The sequence below is a fragment of the Chryseobacterium amylolyticum genome (genome assembly GCF_051011775.1).
Taxonomy (GTDB): Bacteria; Bacteroidota; Bacteroidia; order Flavobacteriales; family Weeksellaceae; genus Chryseobacterium.
This window is the reverse complement of sequence record NZ_JBPCHX010000008.1, coordinates 122289-135077: the sequence shown is the minus strand read 5'-3', so window position 1 is coordinate 135077 and position 12789 is coordinate 122289. Positions and strand designations below refer to the sequence as shown.

Sequence of the window (12789 nt, the reverse complement as noted above, 5' to 3'; positions counted from 1 at the left end):
GATGGATTTCAATATAAAAACAATGGCAGAATATGCTGCCGAAGGAAAAGCCCCTGAAGTTTTATTTTGGGTTGGATGTGCGGGAAGTTTTGACGACCGTGCAAAGAAAATTACAAAAGCATTCTGTAAGATATTAAATAAAATAGGAGTTGAATTTGCTGTTCTGGGACAGGAAGAAAGCTGTACCGGAGATCCTGCGAAAAGAGCAGGAAACGAATTCGTTTTCCAGATGATGGCTCTTACCAATATTGAAGTATTGAATGCTTACGAAGTAAAAAAAATCGTAACGGCTTGCCCGCATTGTTTTAATACTCTTAAAAACGAATATCCAAGTTTAGGCGGGCACTTTGAAGTGGTTCACCATACTCAGTTCCTTAAAAGCCTGATGGAAGAAGGAAGACTGAAAATTGAAGGAGGCGCATTCAGAGGAAAAAAGATTACCTTCCATGACCCATGTTATTTAGGACGTGCCAATGACGAATATGAAGCCCCAAGAATGCTTCTTGAAAAACTGGATGCAGAGCTTGTAGAAATGAAACGCTGCAAAACCAATGGGCTTTGCTGTGGAGCAGGAGGTGCCCAGATGTTTAAAGAACCTGAAAAAGGAAATAAAGACATCAATATTGAAAGAACAGAAGAAGCTTTATCTTTTGAACCTAAAGTAATTGCTACAGGATGCCCATTCTGTAACACCATGATGACAGACGGGGTAAAACACTTTAATAAAAACACTGAAGTTGCCGTAAAAGATATCGTAGAACTTCTTGCTGAAGCAGAAGACTTGTAATCAATTTTACATATAGATTTAAACTCAGGAGCCATCCTGAGTTTATTGTTTTTATTTACTCTGGAGAAAAAATCGTAATTTTATCATCTAAATTGAAGGATATGAAAATCGAAGAATCTAATATTGTAGAAACCAACGACTACAGAGTCATTATATATCCGGCTTCAAGACCTTTTGAAACCAAAGAAGCAAAAGCCATTACTGAAAAATTATTTGATTTCCTTGCAACATGGGCAGCGCATGGAAAACCACTTTCTTCTTCATTTAAAATTGAAAAAAATCAATTTATCATCGTTTGCGTAGACGAAGAAAAAGAAATGGCCTCGGGATGCAGTATTGATGCCTTAGGAAAAGTAATGAGAGAAATTGATGAAGAATATCAATTAGGTCTTTTCGACAGAATGAAAGCAAGTTTTGTGGAGAATGGTGAAGTAAAAACTTTAAAATTAATGGATTTCAAGACAAAGCTGAGAAACGGAGAGCTTTCAGATGATATCCAGGTTTTTGACTTCTCTAAAAATACTTATCTGGATTTTTTGAGCCACTTCCTTCTTCCTTTGGAGAAAAGCTGGGCGGCCTCTATAAAATAACCGCTGTAAAGCCAATACAGCAGAATAATCATAAAGTGGAAAATATATTTCCACTTTTTTGTTTTAATGTATCTTTGTGTAGATTCGAGTAGAGACTAATGCCTAAAGTACTTTTTTTAACGACATCCCATAGCTATAATGATGACCGTATTTTCTATCATCAGGCAAAAGCTCTTAGAGATAAGGGGTGCGAAGTAAAAATATGCAGTTTATATACAGATTACAGCGGTAGTATTGATGGCATTGACATAGAATCTTATGCTGTACTGGAAGAAAATATTGACAAGAAAATGGAAACTTTCAGAAAGGTTTGCCATACGTTTCAGCCTCAGTGTATCATTTGCTCCGAACCTCTTGCAGTGGTAGCAGTAAGAAAATTTGTAAAGCAGCATAAAGCAGCTTGTATTTATGATGTTACAGAATGGTATCCTTCCATGTCAATGCTCCAGAAGTACCGGTTTCCTGTTAAAATTTTTCAGGCCGTGAAATTTACTTTTATTCAGCTGTATGCAGGATTTTTGAGTACCCGTTTTATTTTTGGAGAAACGACAAAAAAGTTCCCTTTAGCCTATTTTTTCGGATTTAAAAAGCAGATGGTTCTTCCTTATTATCCGGATACTCATTACATCAGAGAAAGTGTTAAACAGCTTAAACAGGGTAGAATTACCCTTTGCTATACCGGTCGGATTTCTAAAGATAAAGGAATTGATAATTTTTTTAAGGCTGTAGATAAACTCCGTCAAAAAGCTTCTTCGCTTCATATCAGAATCCTGATCATCGGGTCCGCTGTAGAAGAAAGGGATAAGCTTTATTTCTCAGCGCTACTGAAGAAATATAATTTCGACGATATTGAGATAAGAAAACCAACGGTTTTTGAACAGTTTACAGAAGAATTGGCTGATGCAGATCTTTGTTTTGATCTTCGGGAAATCAACTTTGAAAACAACCATTCTCTGCCGATAAAGCTGTTTTATTTTATGGGAGCGGGAAAACCGGTAATTTATTCAGATCTGAAAGGGATCCGGAAACATATGGGAGAACTTTCTTTTGGGAGCTTGGCAGATCCTCATAATGCTGATGGGATCTCGGATATTATTATTGATTATATCAGGAATCCTGAGTTGTATCACGCTCATGCGCTCAATGCTGTAAAAGAATTTAAAGAAAAATACAATTGGGAGATGATAAAGGATTCTTTCGTTGATTTTGTGAAAAAATCCATTGATAAATAATCACTATGCAGCTTACTATCATTAAAACATTTGTCTCACGTTTTCTTATTCTGATCCTCAGTTTCGGACTGGTGATCTATTCTACGAATATGTGGGGAAGTGAAGGTAAGGGAACTATTTCCATCGTAATTGCCAATGCAGCTGCAGTGAGTTTCTTCAGTAATATTTTTTCAGGGAGCAGCGCTTCTTATTTTGCTTCAAGATTTAAAATAGAAAAAGTCTTACTCTATGCCTATCTCTGGTCGGTTCTGACAGGGCTTTTAATCCCTTTTTTATTCAGTCTGGCTTCTATTCAGGGCGAATATCTTTTCTATCTTATCGGAATCTCAGTGTTCTCTTCGCTTTTATCTACGAATATCAGTTTATTTATTGGAACACAGGATATTAAAAAGTTCAATGCATATACTGTTCTGCAACAACTGGTACATATTATATTTATTGGAATATTGGTTTATATGTTCGGAAAGAAAGATGTATCCGTATATTTTCTTGCCCAGATCGGTTGCCTGGCACTCCTTTTCCTGACGAGTTTTTTTCAAATTATCAAAAAGTGTAAGATTTCCGAAATATCATTCTGTAAAGATGTAGGCAGGAATATGTTTGAATATGGCTGGAAAACGCAGCTGAGTGCTTTTGTCCAGTTTCTCAATTACAGGCTCTCGTTTTATTTTTTAGAACATTTTGAAGGCATTGCCAGCGTAGGGATTTTTTCCATCGGCGTTACTTTTTCGGAGGCCATATGGACCATTACCCGCAGTATTGCTGTTGTTTTATACTCAGATGTAGTTAACAGTAAAAGCCGGGAAGAATCTATAGACAGAACTAAGGAGTCTTTAAAACTGACTTTTATTTTGATGATAGGTTTCGTTCTGGGAATTATTATCATTCCGGCACAGGTTTATGAAATGATTTTCGGGAAAGAATTCAGGGATACCAAAGAAATTATGCTTCTTTTATCTCCAGGAATTTTTGCCATTGCTGTAAGTGATATGGCAGGGCATTACTTTTCAGGAATGCGCGAGCTTAAAATCCTTAATATCAAATCAATTGTGGGTCTGGTGGTTACGGTGGTACTGTCTTTCATGATGATACCCAGATGGGGAATTTTGGGGGCATGTATTGCCACTACATCATCCTATTTGGTTTCCGCTTTTCTGCTGTTCAGAAGATTTTATAGTGCTACCGCATTCAGCTTTAAAGATTATATGGTTTCAAAAGAAGAAATACTGCTTTTCAGAGAGAAGTTTTTGAAAAAATAATTATTCTATACCCATACGGAAAAATAAAGTCATTTCCCTATTTTTACAAATCTATTAAGTTTACTATGTGCGGAATCAGCGGCTATTATTCATTTCATAAAAGTATTTCCTCTACAAATATTCTGGAAATGAATCAGGCTATTAAGCACCGCGGGCCGGACGATGAAGGGTTCTGGCTCTGTAAAGATGGCCGGGGAGTTTCTTTTTCAGGAAATGATTCCACACAAAAAATTAAAGAACAGTTTCCGGTTTTAAAGGGTGGGGATTCAGAGATCGCTTTGGGTTTCCGTAGATTATCGATTATTGATCTTTCTGAAAAAGGTCATCAGCCCATGCTTTCAGAAAATGAACATATTATCATTACGTTTAATGGTGAGATTTATAATTTTAAAAAGTTAAGGAAAGAACTTGAAAGTTTCGGGCATGTTTTCCGAAGTACTTCTGATACTGAAGTTATGCTCAAGGCATATGAAGAGTGGGGAACCGCAGCCTTTGAAAAGCTGGATGGAATGTTTGCTGTTTGTATTGTGGATATTATCTCGCAAAAACTTATCCTGGCAAGGGACAGGGTGGGAATGAAACCTTTATTTTATCATCAGAGTGAAAATGGGTTGGTTTGGGCATCGGAAATAAAAGCATTACTCAAAAATGAGTTTGTAAAGCCTGAAATCAACTGGAATGGAGTATATACCAATTTCCTTTTTCAGACTACTTTAGCTCCGCAAACCTGTTTTCAGCATATTTTTTCTCTGGAGCCGGCTTCTTTTATGACGGTTGATTTAAAAAATCAGCACATCAGCAAAGAGAAGTTCTGGAAACTGCCTTTATCTTCTGCTGGAAATATTGCTGAAGATGAAGTTGTGAAAACAATAGATGAGCTTCTTTCTGAAAGTATTTCAGAACAGTTATATGCAGATGTTCCTGTAGCGGTGATGATGAGCGGAGGGGTAGATTCTACCTTAATTGCTTCGAAATCAAAAGCTTATAAGACTGATATTAACACCTACACCATATCATATCCGTTTTCGGAAGAAGAAGTGGAAAATGCGGCTTTAGCGGCTAAGCATTTTGGAGTTTCACATGAGGTGAAAGAAGTGGGTGATGAAGAAGCGCTTGAACAGCTTAAAGAAAATATCCAGCATTTTGAAGAACCCTACAGCAGTTTTGAAGTGCTGATCAATGCGGCAAAATATGCACATGATAAAAATTTTAAAGTCGTGTTAAGCGGAAACGGAGCCGATGAGCTTTTTGCAGGGTATTCCCATACACTGAAGCTGAATAGATGGCTTTTCATGAGGCATTTTAATTTTATAAGTCCTTTCATCTTTACAAAAGATAAGCTTTCACAGCGTGTAAAAAACTATTTTTCTCAGAATGCTATGTTTGATTTTTTCAGACAGAGCCAGATCAGTATGAGGCCTTTGGAAGCTAAAAGTCTTATAAAACAGGATATTTATAATACAATTGATCCGGATCTTTCAAAATATCACCTTTCAGAAGCAAAAAGCTATTCCGGATATTTTGAATATGATATGAAATATTCACTTTCATCCCACCATGTTTTTCGTGATGACCTGAGTGCAATGAAATACAGTGTTGAATTTCGTTATCCTTACCTGAGCAACAGCCTGATAGATTATGTAGCGGCACTGCCGGAGAATATCAGATTTAATGGTGCTCAGAATAAACCCTTATTACGGAAAACCGCACAGAAATATCTTCCGGGATCAGTTCTGAATATGCCTAAAAAAGGATTTTCATTTCCTGTCAATTATTTCATTAAAAACGAAAAAAAAGTAAGAGACTTTATCGTTGAAAATCTTGAAAGCTTAAAAAAAAGAAATTTCTTTAATGCTGCAGTGATTGATGAGTGGTGGAATCATCAGGAACATGAATATGACTGGGTGAAAATATGGCAGCTGGTTACTTTTGAGCTATGGTATCAGAAATATTTTGAAAAATAAAGAAGGTGCCTAAAGATTAATATTTTACCTTTGTAGCTATGATGAAATATTTTTGGAGTATACTTGTTGCGGTTTTTGCACTGATAAGTTGCAAAAGTGATGATGATTCTTTGCAGAGAATAGATCAGGTACTGAATATCTACATAAAGAACAGTGCCGGCCAGGATTTGCTGAACAGCAAGAAAACAGGATCTTATACAGGATTTTCCGTCAATGATATTTTTGGGGCCAAAGATAATTCTCCGGTAAGCATTCCATTGAAAATGACTACAGATTCACTGTTTTATATGGAATATCTTGCGGGTGCCAAAAGAAGACGTCTGGACTCTATAAGTCCTGACAATCCGGGTACAGGTAATTCATATTATTCGAGAATGCAGATTACATTTACAAAAAGTACTAATGCAAGTGATAATGTTGTGGACACTTTGGAAGTTCAGTATCGCAATACACCAACGGTATTTCAGGTTTCAAAAGTTTTGTATAACAGGGTTCAGGTATTTTCAAAAGATGCAGATGCTCCTACTTCGATAAATACCGTTACGATCACAAAATAATTTTTAAATTTGTACAATTGTTAGCTGATTGTAAGCTAACCATCTAATATTTAACATCTAAATAAAATGTTACAAGTCAATTTTTTGCGCGACAATAAGGAACGCGTTTTAGAAGGTCTTAAGAAAAGACAATTCAAAAATCTTGAGTTGGTAGACGAGGCTATCGCTGCCGACGACGAAAGAAAAAGAATCCAGTTTGAACTAGATTCCCAGCTTTCCGAAATCAACAAAATTTCGAAAGAAATCGGACTTTTGATGAAAGAAGGGAAAAAAGAAGAAGCGGAATCAGCAAAATCTAAAACAGCACAATACAAAGAGTCGAGCTCAGAATTGAAATCTCAACTGGAAGTTAAGGAAAACGACTTACTGAATATCCTGTACCAGCTTCCGAACATTCCAAATGAACTGGTAAAAAGCGGTGCTTCAGCTGATGACAACGAAATTATTTTCCAGTCTCATCCTGTAGAAGGGCTTGGTGAAGGAGCAATTCCTCACTGGGAACTGGCAAAAAAATATAACCTTATCGATTTTGAACTGGGGGTAAAGATTGCCGGAGCCGGGTTTCCTGTTTATTTAGGAAAAGGCGCAAGATTACAGAGAGCTTTGGTTCAGTATTTCTTAGATAAAAATGTAGAAAAAGGATATACAGAAGTGAATCCTCCTCACGTTGTGAATGAGGCTTCAGGTTTTGGAACCGGACAGCTGCCGGATAAAGAAGGACAGATGTATTATATCAATGAAGATAAATTATACCTTATTCCTACGGCTGAAGTTCCTGTGACCAACCTTTACCGTGATGTTCTGTTTGATGAAAAAGATCTTCCGGTTAAAAATACAGCATTCTCTCAATGCTACAGAAGAGAAGCGGGAAGTTATGGAGCCCACGTAAGAGGGCTGAACCGTCTTCACCAGTTCGAAAAGGTAGAAATCGTAAGAATTGAGAAACCAGAAAATTCTTATGCTGTGCTGGAAGAAATGGTAGAACACATCAAAGAAATCCTTACAGATCTGGAGCTTCCGTTCAGAGTTTTAAGACTTTGTGGTGGTGATACAGGTTTTGCATCTGCAATGACATATGATTTTGAAGTGTGGAGTGCTGCTCAGGAAATGTGGCTGGAAGTAAGCTCTGTGTCTAACTTCGAGACATTCCAGGCTAACAGGCTGAAGTGCCGTTACAAAGCTGATGGTAAATCTCAATTGGTTCACACCCTGAATGGTTCTGCAATGGCATTACCAAGAATTATGGCAGCATTGCTGGAAAACAATCAGACAGCGGATGGAATTAAACTTCCGAAGAAGATTGCAGAATATGCAAGGTTTGATGTGATTAATTAGAAAAACAAGCCGATTCAATATTTCTCCTTTTCAATTTGATTGGGAGATTTTTTATATCCCATATATCCCGGATTTTGAATCAAGGAATATAATTTATTGTTTGATTAAGTGTATAATTTTATTAGTAGGGATTGTAGTTTTAAAATTACTGCAGTCCTGTGTTACGATGTCATTTTTGGGATGGAAATTAATTGACATTTTATTGGGAGTTTCTGATTTTACATCAAGATATAAATAGCCATAATCAACACATCCTAATTTTTCTCCTGAAAAATATATTAAATACATTTTTAAATTTTTTTGAAGTTTATACCCCAAATTTGCTTGATTATCAACATTATTGAAGTTATTAAATTCTATTACTCCATTGGAATTAATTATTTTAACTCTTCCTATTAATATATCCCATTTTGTAGTTGTAAACTCGCTAGCGACATTTTCTTTTTTGATAAAGTTGAATTCATATGTAGTCCCATCTAGAGTCCCTTTCCACGTTCCTACATATTTATTAAGAAGTCCATTGCTGTCTTTAACATAATCTGCATTAGGATAATATCCAGGACTGTATTGAGACATTGTTTCTAATGTAACTGTTTGAGCATTTAAAAAAATGCTGAAAATTGATAAAATAATAAAAAATATATTTTTCATAATGTATTTCTCTGAGCTTTTTACTATAAATTGCTGATTTTCTGGAAACTCTCTCTTTAAAAAAGTTTAAACAGCTTTGTACGCAAAAATCTCAATAATCAATAATAACAGAAAAAAATATTGTAAAAATTGATTATACTCACTGTCATTTTAAATGCATGACACGTAGCCCAAAAACTACATATTAAAATTTCCTGACTGATAAATTTTCAGCAGAATCCATAAAACTCTTTCTCTGTGGTGCTGATTCACGGGCTGGCATCCACACCGGAATTATCTCTGGTATTGGCCTGCCGGACAGCTGCCGGATAAAGAAGGACAGATGTATTATATCAATGAAGATAAATTATACCTTATTCCTACGGCTGAAGTTCCTGTGACCAACCTTTACCGTGATGTTCTGTTTGATGAAAAAGATCTTCCGGTTAAAAATACAGCATTCTCTCAATGCTACAGAAGAGAAGCGGGAAGTTATGGAGCCCACGTAAGAGGGCTGAACCGTCTTCACCAGTTCGAAAAGGTAGAAATCGTAAGAATTGAGAAACCGGAAAATTCTTATGCTGTGCTGGAAGAAATGGTAGAACACATCAAAGAAATCCTTACAGATCTGGAGCTTCCGTTCAGAGTTTTAAGACTTTGTGTGGTGATACAGGTTTTGCATCTGCAATGACATATGATTTTGAAGTGTGGAGTGCTGCTCAGGAAATGTGGCTGGAAGTAAGCTCTGTGTCTAACTTCAAGACATTCCAGGCTAACAGGCTGAAGTGCCGTTACAAAGCTGATGGTAAATCTCAATTGGTTCACACCCTGAATGGTTCTGCAATGGCATTACCAAGAATTATGGCAGCATTGCTGGAAAACAATCAGACAGCGGATGGAATTAAACTTCCGAAGAAGATTGCAGAATATGCAAGGTTTGATGTGATTAACTAAAAGAATCTTTGATTGAGTATATAATAAAAACCACCGGAAACCGGTGGTTTTTACTTTATTCTGTAACGATAATAATCTTTTTATCAGCATTTTTAAGTTTTGTATCCTTATCATAAATGGCTTTCAGATCATATTCTATTCTTATGGAATGACCATCAATCTGCTTCACCCAATCATGTTTTCCTGAAATTGATTTTATAGGATTCTCAAATTTTAATGTAGTCCCGATCTCTTTGAAAAACATAACCATCATACCGGCTATTTTTTCAGATTCTTCCTTTGAGCTTTTGGTTTTGATCGCTTCTTCAATACTTTTTAGATTTAAATTCTCAGTATCAATGGTGAGGGTCTTTCCGTCCCAGCTGCTATAAATATTCTGATCCAGAGGAATTTTTTCGGTTTTTGTAAAGTTTTTCAATGCTTTATAATCGTCCGGTGCAAAGTGTTCCATTTTAAAAGAAAAACCAGCCAGTTTATTGTCTTCTTTCGCAGACTTCATGAAAATCTTTTTCATGATCCTGACTGAATCCGGATTTTCAGTTTTTAATTTTCCTTCCTTTTTGGCAAGGTCATACATGCTTGTCCAGGTTGTTGGAAGCTTATCCACTTCTCCAAATTCTTTTTGTTTCAGTGAGTCCGGCGTCATAGCCATCATTTCTGCCATAAACTCTCTTGTATCGATATCGGTAACAGAAGTAGAAGCGGCATCCTTGTGATAGACAATTTCAGAATTCACACTGCAGGATTGCAGCATAAAAAGGCTTATTAAAAATAAGACAATAGTTTTCTTCATGGTTTATATAAATACAAATTTAATGGCAGTTAACAGCTCCGTTGGGATCTTTAACAATTGTCATAGCTTCTGCTTTCGGAGAAACGTAAGGAATTCCCAGTTCAAGACCTCTCAGAATGAATAATCCTCCCAGAATAATCATAATTACCGGAACAGCTTTCAAAACTTTTATCCTGAAAGCCTGATTCATGAGATTTCCAGCCAAAACAATGGCAAACATAAACGGAAGGGTTCCAAGACCAAATAGTGCCATATATAACGCTCCCTGCCATATTCCTCCTCCTGCGAGGCTGGCAGTAAGGGCCATATAGACCATTCCGCATGGTAAGAAGCCATTAAGAAGCCCTGTGGTAAATCTTGAACGGTAATCTGCCTTCTGAAGCAGTCTTCCCAGATTCATTTTTACGCTGTACAGGAATTTAGAAAGAAAAGGAATTTTTGAAGCAAAATCTTTTCCTCCGAATGAAAATACAGCCATAATAATGAGAAGAATTCCGGCAGTAATGGTCAGGTATTTCTGGAAGCCTGCCATTTCAAATCCTTGTCCGATGATTCCCAGAAGCGCACCTAATAAAGAATAGGTGAAAATTCTTCCAAACTGATAGGTAAGGTTCTGAAGATAGAAATTGGCAGCCTGTTTTTTGGTTAATCCCATCGACAAGGCAATAGGTCCGCACATTCCGATGCAATGAAAGCCGGAAGCAAAGCCTAATGCAATAGCCGACACAATAAGTCCTATTTCCATATCACATCATAATCCATTCTGTAGTCTGTTTTATCTTTCGTCCAGCTCAGCCTTAATGTATAATTTCCCACTTTCAATACTTGTGCAGGAATTGTGAAAGACTGCCCGGCGTCAAGCTGTACAGATTTTTTGATATCTAAATTCTGGTCGTCGGTTCTGTTTAAAACAAATTTTACCGTAGTATTTGAGTTGTTATAATCTTTTGGGAAAGTAATTTTAATTCCTTTGGTATCCTGGCTGTAAACAGGTTTTTCCTGTAATTCATCAGCTTTTTTCTTCGCATCAATTACATCCTGGTATTTTAATTCCTCTTCATAATAATTATCGGTTACCATTTCAGAGTTCTTCTGTCCGTTCGGAAACAGGAACATCATGGATAATATAAAAACTATGAATGCAAATAATGCAATTACAACACCGTGTCCCCAACTAAAGTTCTTCATTTTTTCTAATTAAAATTGCAGTTTGAATGGTCCTTCAAAATAAGTCTGATAAGAATCAATAAGTTTACCTTTCATATCGTATACACCAATGGTGATATTTTGTTTAGAGAGCTTCATTTCATCTTCCGGGAAGCTGATATTGATTGTTCCCTTGGAAATTTTATCTCTGTCAACCTGAATCTTACTGGATGCACTGTAAGTAATTTCACCATGCGCCGGATCTATTACTTTGATGGTAACAATTTTCTTATCATTCGTTTTATTAAGGAAAGTATAATTATAGGTATTGGTAATTTTACCGTCTCTTACAAAGAATGTGCTTCCCGCCGGTTTTATGAATTTAGCTTCCATTTCGCCACGGCTGTACAGAAGATATCCTAAGAACCCTACAAGAAGGAATAAGAATATGGAGAAACCTTTCATCCTTCCTGTAAACCTAAACTGAGTTTCTTTTTCAATTTCGTTCTCAGAAGCATATCTGATCAATCCTTTCGGAAGGCCTACTTTCTCCATGACTTCATCACAGGCGTCAATACAAGCTGTACAGTTGATACATTCCAGCTGCTGCCCGTCTCTGATGTCAATTCCGGTAGGGCATACCACTACACACTGATGGCAATCAATACAATCACCCTTTCCAGCTGCTTTCCGGTCTTCCCCTTTTCTCCATTTCGCTCTGTTTTCACCTCTTTTGAAATCGTAAAAAACGTTGATGGTGTCTTTGTCAATCAATACTCCCTGAAGTCTTCCATAAGGACATACCAGTGTACAAACCTGCTCTCTGAACCACGCAAATACAAAATAGAATGCCGCAGTAAGAAGGATCATCACAATGAAATTGGTAGGATGGGCAAATGGCCCTTCTCCAACAATCTTAAATACCTCTTCATATCCAACAATGTACATGAACATAAAGTGGGTGATGATCAGTGATATGATGATATAAACCGTCCATTTTAAACTTCTTTTCCAGATTTTCTCACTGTTCCACTCCTGTCTGTCCAGCTTCATTTGCTTATTTCTGTCACCTTCAATCAGGTATTCTATTTTACGGAAGATAGATTCCATAAAAATTGTCTGAGGGCAAATCCACCCGCAGAAAATTCTTCCGAATGCAATCGTAAAAACAATAATAAAGATTAAAGATGCGATAGTACCTAAAGTAAGGATAAAAAAGTCCTGTGGATAGAAAGGCTGTCCAAAGATGAAAAACTCCCTGTCTATAACATTGAACATCAATAATGGGTTACCATTGATTTTGATGAACGGTAATGTAAAATAAATAATTAACAGTAAATAGCTTACAATATTTCTATAGTTGGTATATTTTCCTTTAGGTTTTCTTGGAAATACCCATTTCCTTTTTCCGGATTGCTCCATTGTCCCTATAGAATCTCTGTAAGTTTCAGGGTCCAGAACCTGTCCCTGTCCGCCTCGTACTTCTATTTCTTCTATGTCTGACATATGTAATAGGTTTTAAAAAAGAAAAAACATAATTCG

12 protein-coding genes and 1 pseudogene are annotated in these 12789 nt (G+C 36.6%); 8 read left to right on the top strand and 5 right to left on the bottom strand.

Going from position 1 to position 12789, the window contains the following annotated elements; translation table 11 throughout:
• Position 1 precedes the first annotated feature (1 nt).
• From ACR1PO_RS20490 to serS, 7 genes are all read left to right on the top strand, one after another.
• Positions 2 to 787 carry a (Fe-S)-binding protein gene (locus tag ACR1PO_RS20490; RefSeq protein ID WP_002983894.1) on the top strand — a complete coding sequence of 262 codons (786 nt, stop codon included), beginning with the start codon at positions 2 to 4 and terminating at the stop codon, positions 785 to 787.
• Between the two features lie 101 nt (positions 788 to 888).
• Positions 889 to 1377: a hypothetical protein gene (locus ACR1PO_RS20485; RefSeq protein ID WP_002983890.1), complete on the top strand. Its 489-nt coding sequence runs from the start codon at positions 889 to 891 to the stop codon at positions 1375 to 1377.
• A gap of 98 nt (positions 1378 to 1475) precedes the next feature.
• On the top strand, positions 1476 to 2609 hold the full coding sequence (locus tag ACR1PO_RS20480) for a glycosyltransferase (protein ID WP_433987996.1): 1134 nt from the start codon (positions 1476 to 1478) through the stop codon (positions 2607 to 2609).
• A 5-nt stretch (positions 2610 to 2614) separates the two neighbouring features.
• Entirely contained in the window at positions 2615 to 3868 is a 1254-nt protein-coding gene (locus tag ACR1PO_RS20475) for a lipopolysaccharide biosynthesis protein (protein WP_433987995.1), read from the top strand.
• A 65-nt stretch (positions 3869 to 3933) separates the two neighbouring features.
• The gene (gene asnB, locus ACR1PO_RS20470; RefSeq protein ID WP_433987994.1) at positions 3934 to 5832 is read left to right on the top strand and encodes an asparagine synthase (glutamine-hydrolyzing); all 1899 of its coding nucleotides are present in this window, start codon (positions 3934 to 3936) and stop codon (positions 5830 to 5832) included.
• A gap of 38 nt (positions 5833 to 5870) precedes the next feature.
• Positions 5871 to 6389, top strand: coding sequence for a hypothetical protein (locus ACR1PO_RS20465; RefSeq protein WP_433987993.1), 519 nt, complete (start codon positions 5871 to 5873; stop codon positions 6387 to 6389).
• A 66-nt stretch (positions 6390 to 6455) separates the two neighbouring features.
• Entirely contained in the window at positions 6456 to 7724 is a 1269-nt protein-coding gene (gene serS / locus ACR1PO_RS20460; protein ID WP_131436545.1) for a serine--tRNA ligase, read from the top strand.
• Between the two features lie 93 nt (positions 7725 to 7817).
• Here the strand turns inward: serS and ACR1PO_RS20455 are convergent, their stop codons facing one another.
• Positions 7818 to 8375 carry a DUF6705 family protein gene (locus tag ACR1PO_RS20455; RefSeq protein ID WP_433987992.1) on the bottom strand — a complete coding sequence of 186 codons (558 nt, stop codon included), beginning with the start codon at positions 8373 to 8375 and terminating at the stop codon, positions 7818 to 7820.
• Between the two features lie 295 nt (positions 8376 to 8670).
• Here ACR1PO_RS20455 and ACR1PO_RS20450 point away from each other — a divergent pair.
• Positions 8671 to 9308, top strand: a pseudogene (locus ACR1PO_RS20450) (aminoacyl--tRNA ligase-related protein); the annotation flags it as partial.
• Positions 9309 to 9363: 55 nt separating this feature from the next.
• Here the strand turns inward: ACR1PO_RS20450 and ACR1PO_RS20445 are convergent.
• From ACR1PO_RS20445 to ccoG, 4 genes are read right to left on the bottom strand one after another with little or no spacing between them, the layout of a single operon-like run.
• Positions 9364 to 10101, bottom strand: coding sequence for a hypothetical protein (locus tag ACR1PO_RS20445; RefSeq protein WP_433987991.1), 738 nt, complete (start codon positions 10099 to 10101; stop codon positions 9364 to 9366).
• 19 nt (positions 10102 to 10120) lie between these two features.
• Positions 10121 to 10846: a sulfite exporter TauE/SafE family protein gene (locus ACR1PO_RS20440; RefSeq protein WP_332388957.1), complete on the bottom strand. Its 726-nt coding sequence runs from the start codon at positions 10844 to 10846 to the stop codon at positions 10121 to 10123.
• Positions 10837 to 11289, bottom strand: coding sequence for a FixH family protein (locus ACR1PO_RS20435; protein WP_433987990.1), 453 nt, complete (start codon positions 11287 to 11289; stop codon positions 10837 to 10839). The genes ACR1PO_RS20440 and ACR1PO_RS20435 overlap by 10 nt, the downstream gene beginning before the upstream one ends.
• A gap of 9 nt (positions 11290 to 11298) precedes the next feature.
• Positions 11299 to 12753 (bottom strand): cytochrome c oxidase accessory protein CcoG, encoded by a 1455-nt coding sequence (gene ccoG / locus ACR1PO_RS20430; RefSeq protein WP_433987989.1) that lies wholly within the window; start codon positions 12751 to 12753, stop codon positions 11299 to 11301.
• Positions 12754 to 12789 lie beyond the last annotated feature (36 nt).

What these genes read in the sequence shown, in the direction of transcription:
- ACR1PO_RS20490 (WP_002983894.1), top strand. Translation starts at nt 2, where the DNA reads ATGGATTTCAATATAAAAACAATGGCAGAATATGCTGCCGAAGGAAAA.
- ACR1PO_RS20485 (WP_002983890.1), top strand. Translation starts at nt 889, where the DNA reads ATGAAAATCGAAGAATCTAATATTGTAGAAACCAACGACTACAGAGTC.
- ACR1PO_RS20480 (WP_433987996.1), top strand. Translation starts at nt 1,476, where the DNA reads ATGCCTAAAGTACTTTTTTTAACGACATCCCATAGCTATAATGATGAC.
- ACR1PO_RS20475 (WP_433987995.1), top strand. Translation starts at nt 2,615, where the DNA reads ATGCAGCTTACTATCATTAAAACATTTGTCTCACGTTTTCTTATTCTG.
- asnB (WP_433987994.1), top strand. Translation starts at nt 3,934, where the DNA reads ATGTGCGGAATCAGCGGCTATTATTCATTTCATAAAAGTATTTCCTCT.
- ACR1PO_RS20465 (WP_433987993.1), top strand. Translation starts at nt 5,871, where the DNA reads ATGATGAAATATTTTTGGAGTATACTTGTTGCGGTTTTTGCACTGATA.
- serS (WP_131436545.1), top strand. Translation starts at nt 6,456, where the DNA reads ATGTTACAAGTCAATTTTTTGCGCGACAATAAGGAACGCGTTTTAGAA.
- ACR1PO_RS20455 (WP_433987992.1), bottom strand. Translation starts at nt 8,375, where the DNA reads ATGAAAAATATATTTTTTATTATTTTATCAATTTTCAGCATTTTTTTA.
- ACR1PO_RS20445 (WP_433987991.1), bottom strand. Translation starts at nt 10,101, where the DNA reads ATGAAGAAAACTATTGTCTTATTTTTAATAAGCCTTTTTATGCTGCAA.
- ACR1PO_RS20440 (WP_332388957.1), bottom strand. Translation starts at nt 10,846, where the DNA reads ATGGAAATAGGACTTATTGTGTCGGCTATTGCATTAGGCTTTGCTTCC.
- ACR1PO_RS20435 (WP_433987990.1), bottom strand. Translation starts at nt 11,289, where the DNA reads ATGAAGAACTTTAGTTGGGGACACGGTGTTGTAATTGCATTATTTGCA.
- ccoG (WP_433987989.1), bottom strand. Translation starts at nt 12,753, where the DNA reads ATGTCAGACATAGAAGAAATAGAAGTACGAGGCGGACAGGGACAGGTT.